Below are 20,927 nucleotides of genomic sequence, written 5' to 3'. Positions count from 1 at the left end.
GCATGCCAATACAAATTATCATAAACCTGATTATTGCCGTTCTCTGGATGTTTCTTTTTGAAAGTTACTCTTTTAGTACGTTCTTTGTAGGCTATTTATTTGGAATCGGATTACTTCTATTAATGGAGCGTTTCATTCCAGACCGCTTTTACTTTTATCGTCTTTGGGCGATTCTTAAGTTATTGTTTTTGTTTATTAAAGAGCTGATTATGGCTAATGTTCAGGTTGTTAAGCTCGTATATAGTCCCAAACTTAAAATGGAACCAGGCATTATCGCTGTACCCATTGATGTTCGAACAAACTGGGAAATTACGATGCTCGCAAATCTCATTACATTAACACCAGGGACACTAACGGTTTCAGTCGCTCCAGATAATATGCACATTTATATCCATGCTATGGACGCACCTGATGCAGATGAGGTTATTAAAGAAATTAAAGGCACATTTGAGAAAGCAATTATGGAGGTGACGAGATGACTTCTCTTTTATCTACTGTATCAACCATTTGTATCGTCATCATCGCAATCTCTACCCTATTTTTACTCTATCGAGCAATAAAAGGACCTTCAAATCCTGACCGTGCTGTTGCACTGGATACAATCGGCATTAATCTTATGGCAATAGCGGGTATTCTAGCAATCAAACTGGAAACAGCGTATTTCAATGATATTATTCTTCTTATTGGAATTCTCGCTTTTATAGGCACAGTAGCTATTGCTAAATTTCTGGAAAAGGGTGTTATCATTGAAAGAAGTCGTGATTAGCATTTTTATGATCATTGGCACGTTTTTCCTTTTTTCTGGAGCACTTGGAATTTTTCGACTTCCTGACGTTTATACTCGTCTACATGCTGCTTCAAAAAGCGCTACTCTAGGAGTAGCTGGAATCCTCATTGCCGCTTTCCTTTATTTTATCTTTGAAGAACAAATGGTAAGTGGAAAGCTCATTCTCGGTATTATTTTCATTTTGATGACAGCTCCAGTTTCTGGACATATGATTTCTAGAGCTGCTTATCAAAAAGGTGTTCCGCTCTGGGATAAAACTACGAGAGATGATCTTGATAAAGCACAAAACCAAAAAGCAAGTACGAAAAAGGGTTAAACCCTTTCGTACTTGCTTTTTTACATGTTGACCGTGTCCTTGAAATTATTGTTATAGATTTATCAAGTTATTTATAGCTTCCATAATGATTAGCGTAGTAATAGTATCCTCCGCCAATAACAAGTAGTAATACTAGTAGAACAACGATTAAGGCAAAATATCCTCCGCCATAGCCTGGATATGGGTATGGGTAAGGCGGATAAGGATAACCACAACCGGGATAACCGTAACTCATGCTCCCCCTCCTTCTCTCCTTCAAACAATCTATTGGTAGATATTACAGTCTATGATAGGTTGATCAAAAATGTATGGACATTGGCGGAGTTTTCTAAATTCATTACTACATCTGTTCATCCTTCATTTTATGTTCTACAATTATAGAAGGGTGTAAGCCTTGAACTAACACTAAGGGGTCGATTTAAATGATAACACCAATGAAAACAATAACGCCTAGCTATGACCCATGGGAAGCTTATATGGATGTTGAAGAATATGGAAATATGATTCTTTCCAACATAGAACTAACAACGACTACTTTATGTAATATGAGATGTGAACATTGTGCAGTTGGTTATACATTGCAACCAAAGGATCCTGATCCACTTCCTCTAGACCTTATTACTCGTAGTCTTGATGAAGTAGAAAAACTTAGGGCGTTAAGTATTACGGGTGGTGAACCAATGCTTTCCATGAAATCGGTTAAGCAATATGTAGCTCCACTTCTTAAATACGCTCATGAACGCGGAGCGAGAACACAAATCAATTCAAATTTAACGCTTGATCGTAAGCGATATGATTTGATCATACCCTATCTTGATGTTTTACATATTTCACATAATTATGGAAGCATAGACGATTTCACTGACATTGGATTCGCTGTTATGGAAAGGAAGCCATCTCTCAAACAGCGGGAAGCTTATTTCCATCGTATGGTTGAGAATGCAAAAGATTTAACATCTAAAGGTGTCATCGTATCAGCGGAGACAATGATTAATCGTAGAACTCTTCCAAATATCGTGAGCATTCATCAACAAATAGCAGACATGGGGTGCCAGCGTCATGAAGTTCATCCGATGTATCCGTCAGACTTCGCTTCAGGTCTTGATATTGCCTCTTTGGATGAAATTCGAGAAGGAATTCACCGTTTATTAGATAATCGAGATCCAGATGTTTGGCTCTTATTCGGTACCCTTCCATTTTACCCATGCAGTTCCAATCAAGAAGACCTTAGACTTCTCGAAAGATTATATTCAGAACCTAATGTCACTGTTAGAAATGACCCAGATGGACGTTCTAGATTAAATATGAATATTTTCGATGGCGATATTATCGTAACTGATTTTGGAGATACGCCACCACTTGGAAATATTAAAGATACTAATCTGAATGATGCTTACGAAAAATGGCAAGAAAGTAAAATGGCTCAAAGCATAAGTTGTCATTGCCCTGCAGTAAAGTGTCTAGGACCCAACCTTCTTGTAAAGGATGCTTACTATCAGGATGTTGATTTCTTACAAAAAAAGACAAACATCTCGCTATAACCTCCAATTTTGGGGGTTTTTTTACTCATTTTTAAATTTAATACCATTTTCAGCTTTCGCATTAACTCAGATAGGGTATAATACCTATCGTAATCTATAGGAGTGTGATAGTTGTGAAGAAAAAGACATGGATTCTGATTCTAGTTGCGGGATCTCTTGTTATTTTGCTTGCATTGGCTGAGAACCAAACAGATTTTCTAAGAACCAATGCAAATGAAATGCCCGAAAATGATTCAGAATCAAAGAAGAAAAACATTACGTATTATACTAAATATTATCAGACTAAAAAGAGCATTTATGACTCTTATAAACATGAGGAAAGCGAAACCATTTTCCTCGGTGATAGTTTGACTGATTATTATGAGTGGGGGGAAGCTCTTAGTGACCATGAAGTATTAAATCGCGGTATTGCTGGGGATACGACTACAGGAGTTCTAAACAGGATTGAAGAAGTCGTAAAAGCAAAGCCAGATCGGATTTATTTGTTAATTGGTATTAATGATATGATTGCTGGGCAGTCAGTAAACAAAATTGAAACCAATTATAAGCAAATTCTAGATACGCTCAAAACGCAATCACCTAACACAAAAGTTTATGTGCAAAGTTTATTTCCGGTGAACACAGCATTAACTGGTCACCCACTAAATAATTCAATCATTAAGGATTTAAATAAACGCCTAGAAGATCTTTCGAATCTGTATGATTATCAATTTATTGATATTTATCCAGAGCTAGTAGAGTTTGGTCAGTTAAATAAAGATTTCACATTTGATGGGCTTCATCTTAATGGAGAAGGATATAAAATATGGACACGAAAAGTTCTCTCAACATATAACACTAACGCAGAGGAGAAATAATAAACTCTTCAATGCGTTATTGCTTTTTTGCTTTTGTGTGTTAAACTATAAGAGACCAACCTTAAAATGCTTCGGAGGAAAACCTCCGGAGTCCTTTTTTTTTGCTCTTTTTAGCTTTTAATTCATTAATGAGTCCTTGCTCCTGGCAAATTGACATGGTTAGTCAACAAAGAGTTGTTCAGTTTTAAACATTCAAACTATCTTTCTTAAATGACAAAATCCAATTGTTTCTTCTACATTTACAACATAAAATGTTACAACTCATTCAGAAATCTGATTTTCTTTTGATAAATAGACTATTTCGACCGACTGATGATGAGTTAGATACCCTTTTTATTTTTGATACTTCATACACCCCCTCATTCAGATTGTTTGTTCCGATCGTATTACGAACAAACTGCCAATAATTCTCACGAGAAGAGAGAAGTTATTTTTCCTATTAGCGTTATGACCAATTGATGTAACAAACATAAAAAAACCTGCACTTTGGCAGGTTTAGGCTCCACTCTCTTTTTCTTTTCGATTACGATAGAATTCATGAAACAGTTTCATTAGTGCTCGCTTTTCAATTCTAGATACGTAACTTCGTGAGATCCCAAGCTGTCGGGCTATTTCTCGCTGTGTTAATTCCTTCTCAAGATTCAGACCAAATCGCCCAACAATAACTTCCTTTTCTCTGTCATCTAAAATATGAATGTACTCATATATCTTCTTTTTCTCCATGTTTAACTGAATTAATTCAACAATATCTTCCGTTTCTGCTTTTAAGACATCGATCAGAGAAATTTCGTTCCCTTCCTTATCCTGACCTATGGGGTCATGAAGAGATACGTCTTTTTTCGTTTTCTTCAAAGCGCGGAGATGCATCAGAATTTCGTTCTCAATGCATCTTGCAGCATAGGTTGCTAGCTTAGTACCCTTGTCAGTAGAGTAGCTTTCAATTGCTTTAATTAATCCGATTGTCCCTATCGAAATGAGATCTTCAGGGTCTTCACCTGTATTTTCAAACTTCTTCACAATATGAGCGACAAGACGGAGGTTATGCTCGATCAGACGATTTCGTGCATCTTCATCACCTTTTGCCATCAGTTCTAAATACTTTCTTTCGTCCTTTCTTGAAAGAGGCTGAGGAAAAGCATTGTTCTTCACAAACGAGACAAAGAAAAGAACTTCCTTACATACGTAAGCAAGTGCTGCCAGTAATGACACATACTCACCTCCCAAAGATGGGCTTTTACTATACCTTATGTTTATGTGAATGCCTACCCCTACGTGTCTGTCCTTATGGAATTCTAATTAAAAAAATAAGACGCCCCTGACTGGAACGTCTTATCAACCGTTATGATCTCTCTTCTTTTCTCTTGCCCACTTCTCAGACATAACTTCTTCCCTTAAATACCGATGATGGGTGGAGTAACGTCCATACTTCAAACGTATAACTGTTAGGATAGCAACGATTCCGCCAAGACCTGTCAGCTCTAACCATTCCATACCTGCCACTCTCCTCTAATGACAGTATATTCATAAATAATTAGATTGCTACGCTATAGATTAGTGTTGAATAGTTTAACGAGCATCTCATCGTTTATAATTAAATCAGACAGCTGATAACCATCCAAGACTTCAAAATAAGCTGATAAGGCATCATGTAGGACATGTTTTAATCGACAAGCAGGACTAATCACACAACTATTATTTTCCTTATCAAAGCACTCCACTAAATTGAAGTCTTCTTCAGTGCTTCTTACAACTTTTCCTACATTAATATCTTCTGGGAGATGAGCGAGTCGCAATCCTCCATTTCGCCCTCTAATCGTTTCGATATATCCATTTTTCCCAAGCTCATGTGCTACTTTCATGAGATGATTTTTTGAAATTTGATAGGCACTAGCGATTTCTTGTATGCTAGCTAACTTATCCTCTTTCATACTACCAAGATAAATCAGCATTCTTAACGAGTAATCCGTGTAATTAGTTAAACGCATGTTCCTTCAACCTCTTTTCGCTCCATTGTTCATGGGTCTATTTTATCACACCTCCTAAAACATAGTGTTCTACAATGCTTTCTATAAGATGTGAACGTTTCTTTAAAGATGTATATTTTATATTGCTTTTCAAATAACAATTCGATACCATAAAGATGTATTAAAAATGCATCTTTAAAATATTGGAGGTTTTATCTATGTTATCACCTAAAACCATTACTACAATTAAATCAACAGTACCTGTCCTCGAAGTTCACGGTACTGAAATTACAAAGCGTTTTTATGAAATGCTATTTGAGAACCATCCTGAACTATTAAATATTTTTAACCGCGCTAATCAAAAACAAGGAAGACAACAACAAGCTCTTGCAAATGCAGTTTATGCAGCTGCCAAACATATTGATCAATTAGAAACTATTCTTCCTGTTGTTAAACAAGTTGCTCATAAACACCGTAGCCTTGGTGTTAAACCAGAACATTACCCAATTGTAGGAGAATATTTGCTTAAGGCTATTAAAGAAGTTCTTAAAGAAGATGCAACAGAAGAAATTTTACTTGCATGGGAAGAGGCCTATGGCGTCATAGCTAGCGTTTTCATCGAGGTGGAAGAAGAGATGTATGAAGATGCAGCAAAACAACAGGGTGGTTGGGACCTTGAACGCACTTTTGTAGTCGACAGGAAACAGAAAGAAAGTGATGTAATTACCTCATTCTATCTAAAACCAGCTGACGGGGAGCCAATTGCTTCATTTAAACCTGGTCAATATATTAGTGTCAAAGTTCATATTCCAGGAGATCAATTCACTCATATTCGTCAATACAGTTTATCTGACGTTCCTGGTAAACCTTACTATCGTATATCTGTGAAAAAAGAAGAAAATCCTTCAAAACCTGACGGAATCGTTTCCAACTATTTACACGACAATGTTAAAGAAAATGATGAGTTAAGCTTAACCGCTCCTGCAGGTGACTTTTATTTGAAGGAAGATCAATCTCCAATCGTTCTCTTAAGTGGTGGGGTAGGTATAACACCTATGCTAAGTATGCTGAAGACCAGCGCAGATCAAAATAGAAAAACGACTTTTGTTCATGCAGCACTTAATGGAAATGTCCATGCTTTTGACGAAGAACTTAAGACTCTCAATCATCCATCTATGGACTATTTCGTATGTTACGAATCCCCTACGAAAGAGGATTCTATGAAAAACAGTTATCAAAAAGAAGGATTTGTAACGAGCGAATGGTTAAAAGAAATTCTTCCATTAGAACGCAATACGCATTATTATTTCTGTGGACCACTTCCATTTATGAAGGCTGTTAAAGAAGCATTAACAAAGCTCGGAGTCGATGAAGATAAAATGCATTTCGAGTTTTTCGGTCCAGCCGTCGCTCTAGAACCATCAATGCCATAACCGAACTTCTAAACATTAAAGAAGCGCCAAATAGGCGCTTCTTTAAATTGTTATAATAACCGTGTGATTTCGTTCCTTTATGAAAGAACTAATTTCAGCCCAGTCCTTTTCAAATGGAATATAAGGGACAAAGATAGGCTTTTGATTATTTTCGTTAATAATAGCAATAACTGGGGAACCGTTTATTTTTCCAAACATAACTTCTTTAACGGACGAAAAAGCTACACTTCGACAGCTAAATCCTAGTAACTTGTGTTCGATCCTATATTCTGTTAGTTCGATTCGCTGTGTTCGAATGCAGAAACTAAGAAAGGTACAAAACAAGACATAAATGAGCCCAATTAGCATGAAACTTCGCCAGCGTTCAAATGTTAAATCTTCTTTTAACCACAACAATAGGGTGCCAAAGCAAACGACAATACTATACACAAGCATCATAAAAAGTTCGATTACTTTCACTTTCGGATAATACGTTTTGATTACCTTCATAAACGTCACACCTTTACGTTAAATGGATGTGAAGCACGTTTTTCACTTATTTTAACAAGGTGTTTATCATCTGTATATGTTTTCAGAAAATTACATATTATAAAGTTTTACTTATAAAGCTTCATAGAGTGTTCTTTTAGAAGCGCTAGAATGTCCTTGAATTGTGGAACAAGATTGTAAGCATAGTTCCAGGCATTATTTTCAATTAGGACGGATACTTGCTTCTTCATTTCTAAACACTCAGTATGTGCCCTCTTACTAGCTAATATAGGAAGGTTAGAGTCTGCGGCATGACCAAGTTCATGAGCCAAAATCACAGTGAAAAAATCAAGAAATTGTTCCTCTGATCCAATTAACTTAACACACTGCGTTCGTACCTCTTCTACGTAAATTGTGACTTGATTCGTTTCTAATGAATATTTTCCTCCTATTAGTCTTCGCTCGGGAAAATAGTCTTTTAATTGAATTTGCACATCTAAACCTGAATCTCTGAGAAGCTTGTGACTAATGTCTTGAAGATAATTTATATTATCGCTCATGTCCCCAAACCCTTTCACCTTGATAGCGCCATCTCCTGTTTTATTTATTCATACGCAAAAAAAAGAGACCTTATTCAGGTCTCTTTCTCATCTTACTTCCACCAGCTATCGAATATTGTTGCGGCCATGTTTCGCTTATGCTTTGTTTTAATGAAATGATTCTCAATTGTCTTAGAAGCCTCTTCAGGAACTTCTTTTCCTTCAAGGTAATCATCGATATGCTTATAACTTACTCCTAGCGCTTCTTCATCAGGAAGTGCTGGGCGATCATCTTCTAAATCAGCTGTCGGCACTTTCTCCACAAGATGGTCTGGCATACCGATTTCTTCAAGAATCGCTCTACCTTGACGTTTATTCAAACCAAAAAGAGGGGTGATATCGCATGCCCCATCGCCATGCTTCGTATAGAAGCCCGTCACAGCTTCCGCTGCGTGATCTGTTCCAATAACAAGCTTCTTCTCATCGCCTGCAATGTTATACTGAGCAATCATTCGCTCTCTAGCTTTGTTATTGCCTTTTGTAAAATCAGTAAGGCTATTTCCTGTCGCTTCAAGATATGTTGAGACTGAAGCATCAACGGCAGGTTTTATATTAATCGTAACCGTTTGATCAGGCTTAATGAACTTGAGTGCGGCCTGAGCGTCATCTTCATCACTTTGCTCTCCGTATGGTAGTCGCACAGCAATAAAACTTGCATCAGTTCCCTCTTCACGAAGTTCCTCAACTGCAATTTGTGCAAGACGCCCTGCAAGTGAAGAATCCTGTCCACCTGATATTCCAAGAACAAATCCAGTTGTTCCACTTTTCTTGAGATAATCTTTTAAAAATCCAACGCGCTTTTTGACTTCTTCTTTTACATCAATTGAAGGTTGTACACCAAGCTCTTCAATAATTTCTTTTTGCATTTCTCTCATAATTGTCACTCCTTTTAAATACCACATCTCTTATTTTTATATAATTTTCTCTACTAATCAATACCCCTTTGCCTACTTTTAAAAACAGATTCAGCTATATGTACACTACTATTTTGACTCGCATCTTACCTTTTCATACAAAAGAGCATTGCATTCAAGAAAATAGTCATAAGGCAGGTAGCCCCTGCCTTATGGCTTATTGATGAATATAGAAACTTTGTTTGTATTGATTTGAATCAATCAGTTCTTGCCTTCTCTTATGGTCTAATTCCTGATCAAGCGTATGCCGATTACGTTTGATCGAAAAAGTGATTGTAACAAACAATAAATGTAAAGTCATTCCACTCCACTCCTTTCCAGTTAGATTACTTCAGGTTAACCCTTTCTCTACTGCGATCCATTTTTGAATGGCTAATTTCTTCTGATCGATAATCATCATTCTCTTCCTTTCCGTTTTGGTATTAATGCATCCAGATTGGTTTTTCACTTCTTACATTCATTTGTCTTTTCACTCGCAAATAATGTTGTTCCTCAGCTAAAGTTCGTTCATGAACGCGAAGACGAATTGTGACAAAAACTAAATGTATCGTTAACATGATCATTTCTCCTTACTGTCTTTTAAATTAGGATAACCACATCGAAGCTCGGTTTCTTTTCATTTCGGCTTCTGACATGCGTTGATGAATGGAGCGCTGATGTAGTTCTGTAGATAAACTACGATGAAAAGCACCCTTCACTTTTGTTATGATCATTAAATGGAATGGCAACATGTTAACGACCTCCTTTCTATTCAATTACTTCTGGGGACCCATTTTTTCCTTTTTATTAGCTTTACGTTCAACACTTTTCCATTCTCCATTTTCATTCCTCCTCTCCATTTTTGGACAAAAAAAAGCCGCAGGATATGAGCCTGCGGCAAAAAAAGCATAGAAAAGCCCCAGGCATCGACCTGCGGCATTTCAATCCGATATGAAAAAGGATTCCTCTTATCGAGGCACTGGTCGAACAGATCGTGCATATTCAGTTACAGTCGTTGCATCTGCTTTCATCATCTTCATCATTCTGTTCGACCTCCTTTTTTCATATTTGTTTACAAAGGTAAGTATATCCATATCCACCATTTAAGTAAACCTTTTTTACTAAATTTCCTAAATATTTTATTTATATGAATATTTTCGACAATCTTCAACATTGTCCTAAATCCCTTATATTATAAGAAACCAAGAAAGTTCTGCTAAAGAGGACATACATATATACAAAGTGGAGGTGAACATATGCTGAACGTGACAACAATCGTCCTCTTTATCATTGGATTTCTTGCTGTGTTCGGGGTAACAGCAACGATTCAGATTAGTTTACAAATGAAAAAATGGCTCCGAGATATTGAGAATGCTGAGATACAAAATGATTCAACGACTCAGACTGCACCATGGATTCAAAATGTTATGAAAGAATACAAGTCATACCACTTAGCGGGCGTATCTCAAGTCAATACACAAGCTCTTATTGAGAAACATTTCTATAAAGAATCCGTTCCTCTATTTGGCTTTGCTCGTGTTCCAGCAGGTGGAATGATGCGATTCATGCAGCAGCTACCCCCTACCTCCATTATCATAGGAATACTAGGAACTTTTATCGGACTTACACTCGCCATATCATCGATGCAAGAAACGCTCATGTTTCTTTCACAGAAACCAGAAGATGCAAACCTTAATCTTGCCTCCGTGATTGAAGCGATCTCAAGTCCTTTTCAAGGAATGAGCGTTGCATTCATCACAAGCATAGCCGGGATTGGTAATGCTCTATTTTTAACACTTATCCAAAATGGTGTATTAACAAATGGGCGAACAACTGCTTATTATTTGGAGAAAATTATTTCGGATTGTGAGTCCCTTCTTGATCATAATCTAAATGCAAGCTTAACTCAGGAAAAACCTCACGATGAAATGGAACGAATTTTAGATCGCCTTGCAGGTAGGATTCAAGATAGTTTTCATGAAACACTTGGAGATTTTTCGACCAATATGGTCCACTTTACAGCAGGTCTTGAACAGGCGATGAAAGACGTTCAAGCTACATTAACAGCTCAACGTGAATATACCGAACAATTCTCAAGTAGCACCGAGACGTTGGAATCATTCGGCATAAAACTTAAAGACTCATTTACCCAGCTTGACGGTGTTCAAGAAAAAGCAACGAACGGAATTATCGACCTTGGGAATCGATTAAAAACACTTGAGAGTCAACTTCAATCTTTATCTAAACACCATGAATCTGGTCAGCGTAAATTCGAGCAGCTTGTTCAACGATCGGATCAATTAATCAAGGAAACTCAAAAGAAAGCAGAAGAAACAGGGCAACATTACTTAAGAGGCTTAGATGAACAAATGCAGCGGTTCCAGGGCTCGCAGGAGGAGCTTGGGAGACGCGTCCACCAAATGCAGGATGAATGGTATTACCGCTATCAAGATAAGCAAAATCAATACGGAAGAGCTTCTCAAGAATTCGCTGAATCAGTTTTACAGCTTGAAAAAGCCTGGTATAGTTCTCTCGATAAAATTAAGCGTGAAGCACTGGAGCCAATTATTCATCGAATGGAACGAGACCAGCGTGATCAACCTCTTCAGCATGAAATGAGAGCTCTATCAAACAGTCTTGATTCTCTTTACCAAGGTCTAGCTCGAGAGCTAAAAGATATTCAACACCAGCTCTCAGAATCACATCAATTACAGCTACGCTTGTACGAGGAGCAAATGCGTCGTCAATCAATGGCACAGCAGCATGTCCAATCAAGGGTGATTGGTGACAATCGATGAAAAATCGAAAAAGGCGATTTCAAATACAGAGTGATGAAGAACATTATTGGCCTAGTTTTGCTGATATGATGGCGATGATCGTTCTTGTCATGCTCTTTATCGCGATCATCGCGTTCGTTCAAATGATCTATGATGCATATGACCAAACGGTTATGAAACAAGAGCTTGCCAAAGTAGCAGATGTCAAAAAGCATATTAGTGATTTAATTGAGGAACAGCTTGAAGAAAACGTTGGCAAAGATAAGATCGTTCGCGGACCAAATAATACGATTTCAGTCGAAGGAGATATTTTATTTGATACAGGAAGCGCCGAAATTAGCCCTCAGGGGAAAAAAGTTTTAAACGACCTGGCGGATGTTTTTGCTAATTTAATCGATGAAGAAGATATTAGTCAGTATCTCTATATCATCTTAATCGAAGGACATACTGATAAAGTTCCCTATGATAACTGGAAACTTTCAGCTGATCGCTCTGTCGCAGTTGTAAAGGAATTGATGAAAGCAAACCCTAAACTAGATACTCCAGAATATGCAAAATATTTAGCGGCAACAGGATATTCAGAATATAAACCAGTGGTTGAAGAAAATACAAGTGACGCGTATGAGAAAAACAGAAGAATCTCTTTTCAAATTATTCTTGATGACGAGAAATGGCAGGGACGCCTTAAAGAAATCATGACTTATTAGGAAATACAAAAGCCGCTCCCAAAAAGGAAGCGGCTTTCATTAAAACATATGGATCATTCATCATATATCGTTTAATAGTTTATATCTTGCTCGTTTATTTTTTTTGAATAGCGATAGCGCGAGAATAGAAGAAAATCGCAATCCCAACGAGTACAAACCCACCACCCGTTAAAATAAGGGCTGCACCATCCGTCTTCCCTTCAACTGGAAGAAAAGAACCAATATATAAGAAAACACTAAGACTAAGCAATACAAACGCAAAACGTTTATAATCTGTCATTTTGTCTTGAAGTTGCTTCATAGCGCTCACCTCTCCCGTCTCTTATTCTACCATAAGAAACGGGTCTACTAGAGATGTAACTCTTTCCAATCATTAAAGAGCCCTTATCCAAATATATCAGATAAGGGTTCTACTATTATCCTAATGCGTTTGAAAGGTCTTCAATTAAATCATCTGCATCCTCAAGTCCAACAGAAATACGTACAAGACCCTCTGTGATGCCGAGCTCATCTCGTCGATCTTTCGGAATAGAAGCGTGAGTCATGCGAGCAGGAACTGAAATTAAACTTTCCACCGCTCCTAAACTTTCAGCAAGAGTAAAATATTTCACTTTGCTTAACAGCTCATCTGCTTTATCAGCACTTCCGATATCAAAAGAGATCATACCACCAAAGCCACGAGACTGATTAACAGCGATATCATTACCTGGATGTGTACTTAGCCCAGGATAATATATTTTCTCGACTGATGGGTGATTACTAAGGAATTGGACAATTTTCGCTGTGTTTTTCTCATGCTCTTCCATACGAACCCCAAGTGTTTTCAATCCTCTAATAAGCAGCCATGAATCCTGCGGTCCAAGAATGGCACCTGCCGAATTTTGAACAAAATGCACTTCTTCCGCCAGCTCTTTTGAATTAACAACAACAAGTCCAGCAACGACATCACTATGCCCGCCTAAATACTTTGTTGCTGAGTGAAGAACGATATCAGCACCATGGTCAATTGGATTTTGCCAATAAGGCGTATTAAACGTATTATCAACGATTGTTAGAAGATTGTGGTCTTTTGCCAATTTGGAGATGGCATTAATATCGGTCACCTTCAACAACGGATTCGTTGGTGTTTCAACGTAAATCGCTTTCGTATTATCCTGAATCGCAGCTTTAACAACAGCTAAATCAGTCGTATCGACAAAAGTTGATTCAATACCAAGACGGTTTAAAACCTTTGTCATTACACGGTAAGTTCCACCGTAAACGTCATCTGTCATAACAACATGATCTCCAGAATTAAACATCATCATAATAGAGGAAATGGCTGCCATTCCGGATCCAAATGCAAATCCTGCGACGCCATTTTCAAGGTCTTTAATCAGCTCTTCTAGTGCATGACGTGTTGGATTCCCTGTTCTGGAATATTCATAGCCGTTGAACTTTCCTACGGCTTCTTGTTTGTAAGTACTTACTTGATAGATCGGTACCGATACAGCTCCAGTTTGTGGATCACCGGTAATCCCACCATGAATAAGTTTTGTTTTTGGCTTCATTGGTTAAATGCCTCCTTGATAAATCTTCTTACTTAAGTATCGTTCACTACTATCTGGAAAAATCGTAGCGATATTTGTTCCGGGACGAGCGTGCTGTGCTTCGATAAGAGCCGCCTCGAGCGCTGCTCCAGAGGAACTTCCAACTAAAAGGCCCTCTTTTTCAGCGAGCTCTTTTACACGTTTGAAGGCTACTTCATCTGTTACGGTATGAATACTATCAAAGTAGGCTTCGTCCATATAATCAGGTAGAAACTCCATACCAATCCCCTCTGTTTTATGAGGACCAGATTCTCCACCATTTAAAATGGATCCCTCGGGTTCTACAATAACGGTTTTCACATTCGCCTTCTGCTCCTTCAAATAGCGAGCTGTACCCATAAATGTTCCACCAGTTCCAGCCCCAGCTACAAAAACATCAAGCTCACCGTCAAGCTGCTTCCACAACTCTGGACCAAGTGTTTTGTAGTAGGTTAGTGGGTTAGCAGGATTACCAAACTGACGAGGCATGTATGAATTAGGGATTTCCTCAATTAGCTCTTCAGCTCGAGCTATTGCCCCTTTCATTCCAAGCTCAGTAGGGGTATTGACAATTTTCGCACCAAGCGCCCTCATTAAATCCTGTTTTTCCATACTGAATTTTTCTGGAACCACAAACATCACGGTGTACCCTCGATTAACCGCTGCAAGAGCAAGACCAATGCCTGTATTTCCAGCTGTAGGCTCAATAAATGTTCCGCCCGGGGCTATTCGATTATGATCAATCGCTTCCTGAAGTAGTTCCTGACCAAGACGATCTTTAATACTTCCCCCAGGATTATAAAACTCTAACTTTGCAAAAAGGCGAACGCCTACTGGTAGATCAAAATGATGGAGCTCGATGACCGGAGTTCGGCCTACGAGCTCATGAATATTATGAAAGATTTCCATAGCGTGAAATCCTTTCTATTTGGCGAAGATAATGTGCCACTCATCACGATGTGTCAGCATTTCGTCTGCGATTTCTTTTGCCCCTTCTAAACTATGATTAGCAGCCCAGCCGCATTGTACTTCGTTGCACGCTGGTACTTCTTCTGCATTTAGAACATCCTGCAATGTTTTCTCGAGTACTTCTAGAATCTCGTCGTAGTTTGAATGATTTAGAACAGCAAGATAAAACCCAGTCTGGCATCCCATCGGACCAATATCAACGACGTTCTCCATATGGTTACGAATATTTTCTGCCATCAAGTGTTCGATCGAGTGTAGACCAGCCATTTCCATGTGCTCTTTGTTTGGTTGTTTGAAACGAATATCATACTTATAAATTTCATCACCATTTGGTCCTTTTGTTACGCCTACTAGACGAACATATGGTGCTGCTACCTTTGTATGATCAAGATTAAAACTTTCTACATTCATTTTTTTAGCCATTCTTACTCAACTCCTCCACTAGATTTAAAATTAAGTTTGCTGAATTAATTGAAGCTGTCTCAAGAAATTGATCGAAAGAAATATTTGATTCTTTCCCTGCAATATCAGAAAGTGAGCGGATAATCACAAAAGGTGTACCGAACTGATAACAAACTTGTGCAATCGCTCCTGCTTCCATTTCTGCAGCGTCTAGGTTCGCAAGTTTTGACCTAACATAGTCAACTCTCTCCGCATCATTCATAAAGGAATCGCCAGTCGCGATCATTCCTTTTACTACCTGATGTTCCGTTACTTTCTCAGCACTTCGCTCAGCAGCTTCAACAAGCATGCTGTTCGGTTCATAAAGAGCCGGCATTTGAGGAACCTGGCCGTATTCGTAACCAAAAATGGTTGCATCTACATCATGGTAACGAACTTCTGAAGAAATCACGATGTCGCCTACTTTTAATTCAGGATTAAATCCACCCGCAGAGCCTGTATTGAGAATGTAGTCTGGTTTAAATAGTTGATTCATTAATGTTGTTCCGATGGCCGCATTCACTTTACCAATGCCTGATTTTAAGAGAACTACCTCCTGGCCATCTATGCTTCCTGTAGTGAACTCAGATCCTGCAATCACCTGTTCTTCTCTGTGATCGAGACGGTCACGTAAAATTCTAACTTCTTCTTCCATTGCTCCAATAATACCGATCTTCATGACGAACTCCTTTACTTGTTCAATTTTTGACGGCTTCCATCAACCAAACAAAATCGTTTAGCTGAGTAAAAGTAACGTCGAATCCATGCTGTCGAAATAATGTCTCCAACACTGAAATCGTCGTATAATATTCCGACTGTAAATCTTGTAGCAAATTGTAATATCCCTTTGCTTTCACTTTCTCATGCATCTCTACTCTAGCTTTGTCATTCTTAAATGCTGTATCCGCAAATACAATTTTATCATTTTGAGCCAGTAGTTGGCTATATTTGTGAATGGCGATACTTTTTTCTTCGTCAGTGAGATGGTGAAATGCATAGGTACTCACGATTGTTTGTACAGGGTTAGTCGGAGTTGGAAAATCCATGAAATCACCATCATGAAGCGTGACATGAGGTAACCTTTCACTCGCCTTATCTCTCATCGCTTTTGATGGCTCTATACCTGTTACCGACAAGCCTTTCTTAAGTAGAATAGAAGTTAAGTTTCCTGTTCCGACGCCAAATTCTAACACGTGGCCTGAGGAAGCTTGAGCAACTGCAGATAGAATGCCGTCGTATCCCTTAAAGACATCACGATACTCTTCATCTTGACCAGACACCGTCGTATCATACGAGTCAGCCCAGCGCTCAAATAAATCAATAAACTCTCTTCCCATTGCTGTCACATCGCTTTCCTGTTTTTAATTCATAGTATTAAGGTATGAATAATATGCATTATGGTTCTAACTTATCATATTCTTTTTTGAATATCAATTTGTATGATTTAACAAAAATGTGTACACTGTTATGTGAAAGTATTTTAAGGAGGAGCACTAAATGAGTTTTTCCCTTGAACGGATAGATGATAAAGTAGAATTTTTCGAAGGATTTTCGCTTGAAGAAATCGAGAATAAAATTCAGACTCAGATCGATAACAACCGTGCACTGCTGCTTCAAGTTCATTCTGTTCAGCATCACGCTCTTACACATGAAAAAACAGGCAGACCTTATTACTCTGCTGTTGTTCATTTTAAAGCAAAATAAAAAAAGCAGGAGCATTTGCTCCTGCTTTTTGTTATTCGGGCTTTACACTAACCGGCTTCCAACCTTCTCCATCAACCCACTCAAGTTCGATGTAATAGACTTGGTTTCCCGATCCTGCTTTACTTACACGTGCAAAGGATTTTTGAGGCCCACCATTACCACCTATTCTCCAGATAGTCATTTGATCTTCTGATAGACCCATAACAGATTCTGCTGCTTTTATTTTTTCATTCCAGTCATCAGTACCTTTGGTATAACTAGATTTATGTGGACCTGATTGCACTGTACCCACAGGCTCCCACGGTCCTTCAAGATTTGGTTCACCTGGCTCTTGATCAGCTTCTTCTTTGTCCTGGTCTTCTTTATCTTCTTTCTCTTTATCGTTCTCTTCTTTTTCTTTCTCTTCGTCAGTACTTTCATCTTTTGAACTATCTTGATCAGCATTACTGTCAGAATCTGAATCATTGGACTCTGAATCCTTCGAGTCGGCTTCATCAGAAGTAATGGAATCGTCACTGCTCTTATTCGATTCTTCATCTGAACTTGTTTGTGCTGTTGGTTGTTCTTCACTTGCTGTTTGTTGAGAGTCGTTACCCGTAAACACAATGTTGGCAACAAGTACAAGTATCACTGCGAGAACAATTCCAATTAAACTATTTAATACGATATTTTGTTTTCTCTTTGAATGTCGGTCCCCATATCGTGATCTCAAACCCATCCACTCCTCTATTTAGCTGTTGCTCTTATTTTATCATCTCTAAATGATTCGTAGAAGGCTTGACTTTTGTTTCGTTATCGTCTCTCAAATTGTTGCAACAGCTTAACGATTGAAGCAAAAGCTTCATAAGTTTTATATTCTTTCTCCTTTCGTTCGAAATCAACAACAACCAAAGCATACTTTGGAGAATCATAAGGAAAGTAACCAGCGAACCACTGATGATCAAATGACAAATCTTCACCAAGTTCAGCAGTACCTGACTTACCAGCTACTTTTACTGGTAAATCAGCTAAATATGTACGACCGGTTCCACTTACAACTACTTCTCGAAGCGATTCTTGTAGTGACTTTACTACCTTATTCGAAAGTTTTCCGTTCAAGTTTCTTTCACTAAAACTATGGAAAGTTGTGCCATTTTTATAAAGTATGTCACTAACGGCCCTCACCTGTTTTGCTTCTCCCTCTCTTCCAATTGTCGCCATCATATTGGCGATAGCCAGTGGACTTAACTTAACATTTAATTGCCCAATCGCTGTTTGGTCAATCGCCTTAATCACAACTTTATCTTTATCATCTTTAAAAAAGACCGGTTCCGACTCGTCGGGAAACTGTTTAAAATCTTCGTAATGATAGAGCATATCTTCCCAACCAACAGTTTTGCCAATCCCTAGTTTTGTTGCAGTATTTTCAATCACATCCGGATCAATTTTGATGAGCTCTTCAGCAAGTTCTGTGAAAGCGGCATTGCAGCTAGCTGCAAAGCTACTCTTTAGGTTCATGATTCCTAGGTCACGGTTCCCAGGTCCATCTCGATATAAATTTAGATCACAGTTGAATGTGCGGGTGTCTTTTATCCCGTTCTCATAGGCAGCTGCTAGAATAATCGTTTTAAATACCGAACCTGGAAAATATCCTTTTACCATTTGATTGACTGCGCCTTTTCCAAGTGGATCATCCGATTCAAAGAGAGGACGACTCACCATTCCAATAAGATTGTTCGATTCGATATCAAGTAAAACTGCTCCACCATTTGTAATACCTGCTTCATCTACCGCTTCCTCAAGACTGTTCTGGATCTCCATATCCAACGTTGTCTTCACTTGAAGGGGGTAGAAAGAGTCTGTTGTTGAAAAAAGCTTCACATCAAGTCCGAGTAGAGGATTTCCCTGACGATCAGCATGATAAAGGAGTGTGGTATCTCCTTCAGATATTAAAAAGGGATCAAAAGCAGCCTGGAGTCCTGAAATACCTAATTTAGTGTGTTCATTAATTATTCCTTCTGCCCATTTCTCAGGATATTTCGATTTGATTAGATCTGGATTTGGTCTTACACTTCCAATAACATGAGCAGCTAACGGATTTTCGTTCAATGGTTTATTTACAGCGTAAACACCCGGAATACTTAATTCGTTTATTTGCCTCATCTGTTCAGATGTTAGTCTTTTTTCATAATTAAATGGTTGCTTTCGCTTATCAAAAGAGCGGTCGATTTCATCAGGAGAAGTCTTTATAATCTTTGCTACCTCTTCAATCGGCCAGTCCCGATCTTTCAAAAACGGAAATAGAACCAAAGCTGGAATGGTCTCACTCATCGGAATACCATTTCGATCTAGCATCGTTCCCCTTCCTTCATCTAGTACATAAGATTGGGTACGCTGATCGATGCTAGCTTCTATTAAATTCACTTCATGCTTTGAATAAGATTCCGTTTCAACTAATTGTAGCTGAATCAATCGCCCAACTAGCACGAACATCAAGCACATAAAGAGGAAACCAACTCCGGTCACCCTTCTCCTACTCATACCACTCACCTCTATATGAGTGTCGACCGATGTCCCCTATTTCAAACATAAGTAACCTGGGACTTGCTGTTGACTTATAACTTTAATTCAATTGATATTCCATAGAAAAAGACAGCCGGATTGGCTGTCTTTTTAAACATTGCATTTATTAGCTAACTTCTAGAATTTCAACGCGAATTTCTCCGCCTGGAGTTTGCACGTTAACCTTTTCTCCAATTTGACGGCCGAGAAGACTTCTTGCCATAGGTGAGTCATTTGAAATTTTCCCTTCAAATGGATCAGCTTCAGCACTACCAACGATAATATATTCTTCTTCATCTCCATCTGGAATCTCAACGAATTTAACCCGCTTACCTATTGATACAACATTCGATGAGCTATTGTCTTCTTCAATAATTTCAGCATTACGAATCATATTTTCAACTGTTTGAATACGCGCCTCAACAAATGCCTGCTCATCTTTTGCAGCGTCATACTCAGAGTTCTCAGATAGATCTCCAAAACTACGAGCAATTTTAATTCGTTCTACTACTTCTTTTCTTTTCTCTGTTTTAAGGGAATCAAGTTCATTTTCAAGCTTTTCTTTACCTTCTTGTGTCATGTAATACTTTTTATCCTCTGCCATTTCTTTCACTCCTTCATCAATTAAGGGCATCAATCGTAATAAACTGTATGAAAAAAAGAGGTAAATATACCTCGTTTAATCGTTATAACATGGCTTTTTCTTCGAGTATCGTATGAATCTTCGTTACCATTAGGTCGATGGCTACTCTATTCTGCCCGCCTTCTGGAACAATAATATCTGCGTAACGCTTTGTAGGTTCTATAAACTGAAGGTGCATAGGGCGAACAACTGAAGTATATTGCTCTACAACAGAATCAAGCGTTCTCCCTCTGTCACGGATATCCCGAACCATTCTTCTTAAAATACGGAGATCAGCATCCGTGTCTACAAATAGCTTAATATCCATTAAATCACGGAGACGTTCATCTTCAAGAATTAGGATACCTTCCAAAATAATGACATCTTTTGGTTCGACAGGGATAATTTTATCAGATCTTGTGTGAACTGTATAGTCATAGACAGGTTTTTGAATAGGGTTATATAACATTAGTTCTTTCACATGGTCAATTAACAGGTCATTATCGAACGCTAGTGGATGGTCATAGTTTGTACCTAGTCTTTCAGGCATTGACTTTTCACTCTGATCTTTATAATAAGAATCCTGTTCAATGACTAACACTGATTGATCAGCAAACTGTTTAAATATCTCTCTTGTTACAGTGGTTTTACCTGAGCCTGAGCCTCCGGCAACACCAATTACTACGGGTCTATTAACCATAATTCTTCCCCTTCTATTATAGAAAAACCGCTCGTACATT

The 20,927-nt window shown here is 38.3% G+C and carries 29 protein-coding genes; 9 read left to right on the top strand and 20 right to left on the bottom strand.

Going from position 1 to position 20,927, the window contains the following annotated elements; all coding sequences use genetic code 11:
* The first annotated feature begins 2 nt into the window (after positions 1–2).
* Genes ACIFPW_RS10860 through mnhG form a run of 3 tightly spaced genes read left to right on the top strand, consistent with a single transcriptional unit; the run spans position 3 to position 1,103 of the window.
* Entirely contained in the window at positions 3–479 is a 477-nt protein-coding gene (locus ACIFPW_RS10860) for a Na+/H+ antiporter subunit E (RefSeq protein WP_194219475.1), read from the top strand.
* Positions 476–766, top strand: coding sequence for a Na(+)/H(+) antiporter subunit F1 (locus ACIFPW_RS10855; protein WP_194219474.1), 291 nt, complete (start codon positions 476–478; stop codon positions 764–766). The genes ACIFPW_RS10860 and ACIFPW_RS10855 overlap by 4 nt, the downstream gene beginning before the upstream one ends.
* A complete protein-coding gene (gene mnhG, locus ACIFPW_RS10850) occupies positions 738–1,103 on the top strand; it encodes a monovalent cation/H(+) antiporter subunit G (RefSeq protein ID WP_194219473.1) in 366 nt (121 codons plus the stop codon). Before ACIFPW_RS10855 ends, mnhG begins: the two co-directional genes overlap by 29 nt.
* A 67-nt stretch (positions 1,104–1,170) precedes the next feature.
* Here mnhG and ACIFPW_RS10845 read toward each other — a convergent pair whose 3' ends face one another.
* On the bottom strand, positions 1,171–1,338 hold the full coding sequence (locus ACIFPW_RS10845) for a hypothetical protein (RefSeq protein WP_194219472.1): 168 nt from the start codon (positions 1,336–1,338) through the stop codon (positions 1,171–1,173).
* A gap of 187 nt (positions 1,339–1,525) precedes the next feature.
* On the opposite strand from ACIFPW_RS10845, the gene yfkAB reads away from it, so the two are divergent.
* Both yfkAB and ACIFPW_RS10835 read left to right on the top strand, forming a co-directional pair.
* Complete coding sequence (yfkAB, locus tag ACIFPW_RS10840) at positions 1,526–2,644, top strand: radical SAM/CxCxxxxC motif protein YfkAB (protein WP_430244150.1); 1,119 nt, start codon at positions 1,526–1,528, stop codon at positions 2,642–2,644.
* A gap of 113 nt (positions 2,645–2,757) precedes the next feature.
* Entirely contained in the window at positions 2,758–3,501 is a 744-nt protein-coding gene (locus ACIFPW_RS10835; protein ID WP_430244148.1) for a GDSL-type esterase/lipase family protein, read from the top strand.
* Positions 3,502–3,996: 495 nt separating this feature from the next.
* Here the strand turns inward: ACIFPW_RS10835 and sigK are convergent, their stop codons facing one another.
* From sigK to ACIFPW_RS10820, 3 genes are all read right to left on the bottom strand, one after another.
* Entirely contained in the window at positions 3,997–4,710 is a 714-nt protein-coding gene (gene sigK / locus ACIFPW_RS10830) for an RNA polymerase sporulation sigma factor SigK (protein WP_404681504.1), read from the bottom strand.
* 123 nt (positions 4,711–4,833) lie between these two features.
* Entirely contained in the window at positions 4,834–4,992 is a 159-nt protein-coding gene (locus ACIFPW_RS10825) for a hypothetical protein (protein ID WP_303531793.1), read from the bottom strand.
* Positions 4,993–5,045: 53 nt separating this feature from the next.
* Positions 5,046–5,486 carry an Rrf2 family transcriptional regulator gene (locus ACIFPW_RS10820; RefSeq protein WP_430244145.1) on the bottom strand — a complete coding sequence of 147 codons (441 nt, stop codon included), beginning with the start codon at positions 5,484–5,486 and terminating at the stop codon, positions 5,046–5,048.
* Between the two features lie 197 nt (positions 5,487–5,683).
* Here ACIFPW_RS10820 and hmpA point away from each other — a divergent pair, with 197 nt between their 5' ends.
* On the top strand, positions 5,684–6,898 hold the full coding sequence (gene hmpA / locus ACIFPW_RS10815) for an NO-inducible flavohemoprotein (protein WP_430244143.1): 1,215 nt from the start codon (positions 5,684–5,686) through the stop codon (positions 6,896–6,898).
* A gap of 42 nt (positions 6,899–6,940) precedes the next feature.
* Here the strand turns inward: hmpA and ACIFPW_RS10810 are convergent, their stop codons facing one another.
* From ACIFPW_RS10810 to ACIFPW_RS10785, 6 genes are all read right to left on the bottom strand, one after another.
* Positions 6,941–7,387, bottom strand: coding sequence for a hypothetical protein (locus tag ACIFPW_RS10810; RefSeq protein ID WP_430244141.1), 447 nt, complete (start codon positions 7,385–7,387; stop codon positions 6,941–6,943).
* A 107-nt stretch (positions 7,388–7,494) separates the two neighbouring features.
* Positions 7,495–7,926: a hypothetical protein gene (locus ACIFPW_RS10805; RefSeq protein ID WP_430244139.1), complete on the bottom strand. Its 432-nt coding sequence runs from the start codon at positions 7,924–7,926 to the stop codon at positions 7,495–7,497.
* Positions 7,927–8,018: 92 nt separating this feature from the next.
* Complete coding sequence (gene nadE, locus ACIFPW_RS10800; protein ID WP_430244136.1) at positions 8,019–8,840, bottom strand: ammonia-dependent NAD(+) synthetase; 822 nt, start codon at positions 8,838–8,840, stop codon at positions 8,019–8,021.
* A gap of 196 nt (positions 8,841–9,036) precedes the next feature.
* Positions 9,037–9,180 carry a YrzI family small protein gene (locus ACIFPW_RS10795; RefSeq protein ID WP_194219462.1) on the bottom strand — a complete coding sequence of 48 codons (144 nt, stop codon included), beginning with the start codon at positions 9,178–9,180 and terminating at the stop codon, positions 9,037–9,039.
* Positions 9,181–9,301: 121 nt separating this feature from the next.
* Positions 9,302–9,436 carry a hypothetical protein gene (locus tag ACIFPW_RS10790; protein WP_276511805.1) on the bottom strand — a complete coding sequence of 45 codons (135 nt, stop codon included), beginning with the start codon at positions 9,434–9,436 and terminating at the stop codon, positions 9,302–9,304.
* Between the two features lie 27 nt (positions 9,437–9,463).
* Entirely contained in the window at positions 9,464–9,610 is a 147-nt protein-coding gene (locus tag ACIFPW_RS10785; protein WP_194219461.1) for a hypothetical protein, read from the bottom strand.
* A gap of 504 nt (positions 9,611–10,114) precedes the next feature.
* Here ACIFPW_RS10785 and ACIFPW_RS10780 point away from each other — a divergent pair.
* Both ACIFPW_RS10780 and ACIFPW_RS10775 read left to right on the top strand, forming a co-directional pair.
* On the top strand, positions 10,115–11,656 hold the full coding sequence (locus tag ACIFPW_RS10780; protein WP_430244134.1) for a hypothetical protein: 1,542 nt from the start codon (positions 10,115–10,117) through the stop codon (positions 11,654–11,656).
* The gene (locus tag ACIFPW_RS10775; protein WP_430244131.1) at positions 11,653–12,342 is read left to right on the top strand and encodes an OmpA/MotB family protein; all 690 of its coding nucleotides are present in this window, start codon (positions 11,653–11,655) and stop codon (positions 12,340–12,342) included. The genes ACIFPW_RS10780 and ACIFPW_RS10775 overlap by 4 nt, the downstream gene beginning before the upstream one ends.
* Before the next feature lie 94 nt (positions 12,343–12,436).
* Here ACIFPW_RS10775 and ACIFPW_RS10770 read toward each other — a convergent pair whose 3' ends face one another.
* The 6 genes from ACIFPW_RS10770 to ACIFPW_RS10745 form a co-directional block, all read right to left on the bottom strand.
* Complete coding sequence (locus ACIFPW_RS10770; protein WP_430244129.1) at positions 12,437–12,643, bottom strand: YrhC family protein; 207 nt, start codon at positions 12,641–12,643, stop codon at positions 12,437–12,439.
* A 115-nt stretch (positions 12,644–12,758) separates the two neighbouring features.
* Positions 12,759–13,892, bottom strand: a complete 1,134-nt coding sequence (locus ACIFPW_RS10765; RefSeq protein WP_430244126.1) for a bifunctional cystathionine gamma-lyase/homocysteine desulfhydrase — start codon at positions 13,890–13,892, stop codon at positions 12,759–12,761.
* Between the two features lie 3 nt (positions 13,893–13,895).
* Positions 13,896–14,819 carry a PLP-dependent cysteine synthase family protein gene (locus tag ACIFPW_RS10760; RefSeq protein ID WP_430244124.1) on the bottom strand — a complete coding sequence of 308 codons (924 nt, stop codon included), beginning with the start codon at positions 14,817–14,819 and terminating at the stop codon, positions 13,896–13,898.
* 15 nt (positions 14,820–14,834) lie between these two features.
* A complete protein-coding gene (locus ACIFPW_RS10755; RefSeq protein WP_430244121.1) occupies positions 14,835–15,302 on the bottom strand; it encodes an S-ribosylhomocysteine lyase in 468 nt (155 codons plus the stop codon).
* Complete coding sequence (mtnN, locus tag ACIFPW_RS10750) at positions 15,295–15,999, bottom strand: 5'-methylthioadenosine/S-adenosylhomocysteine nucleosidase (RefSeq protein ID WP_226656728.1); 705 nt, start codon at positions 15,997–15,999, stop codon at positions 15,295–15,297. Before mtnN ends, ACIFPW_RS10755 begins: the two co-directional genes overlap by 8 nt.
* 19 nt (positions 16,000–16,018) lie before the next feature.
* On the bottom strand, positions 16,019–16,657 hold the full coding sequence (locus ACIFPW_RS10745) for a class I SAM-dependent DNA methyltransferase (protein ID WP_430244356.1): 639 nt from the start codon (positions 16,655–16,657) through the stop codon (positions 16,019–16,021).
* A gap of 160 nt (positions 16,658–16,817) precedes the next feature.
* Here ACIFPW_RS10745 and ACIFPW_RS10740 point away from each other — a divergent pair, with 160 nt between their 5' ends.
* A complete protein-coding gene (locus ACIFPW_RS10740) occupies positions 16,818–17,024 on the top strand; it encodes a YrzA family protein (RefSeq protein WP_194219452.1) in 207 nt (68 codons plus the stop codon).
* A gap of 31 nt (positions 17,025–17,055) precedes the next feature.
* On the opposite strand, the gene ACIFPW_RS10735 is transcribed toward ACIFPW_RS10740, so the two are convergent.
* From ACIFPW_RS10735 to udk, 4 genes are all read right to left on the bottom strand, one after another.
* A complete protein-coding gene (locus ACIFPW_RS10735) occupies positions 17,056–17,736 on the bottom strand; it encodes a DUF1510 family protein (protein WP_430244118.1) in 681 nt (226 codons plus the stop codon).
* Positions 17,737–17,816: 80 nt separating this feature from the next.
* Positions 17,817–19,544 carry a peptidoglycan D,D-transpeptidase FtsI family protein gene (locus ACIFPW_RS10730; protein WP_430244115.1) on the bottom strand — a complete coding sequence of 576 codons (1,728 nt, stop codon included), beginning with the start codon at positions 19,542–19,544 and terminating at the stop codon, positions 17,817–17,819.
* Positions 19,545–19,692: 148 nt separating this feature from the next.
* Entirely contained in the window at positions 19,693–20,169 is a 477-nt protein-coding gene (gene greA / locus ACIFPW_RS10725; protein ID WP_430244113.1) for a transcription elongation factor GreA, read from the bottom strand.
* 82 nt (positions 20,170–20,251) lie between these two features.
* A complete protein-coding gene (udk, locus tag ACIFPW_RS10720) occupies positions 20,252–20,887 on the bottom strand; it encodes a uridine kinase (RefSeq protein ID WP_430244112.1) in 636 nt (211 codons plus the stop codon).
* Between the last annotated feature and the right edge of the window lie 40 nt (positions 20,888–20,927).

This window comes from Pseudalkalibacillus sp. NRS-1564, assembly GCF_050467905.1.
Classification (GTDB): domain Bacteria; phylum Bacillota; class Bacilli; order Bacillales; family Guptibacillaceae; genus Guptibacillus; species Guptibacillus hwajinpoensis_B.
Note: the sequence above shows the minus strand (reverse complement) of the source record. Positions and strands in the feature narration are given on the sequence as shown.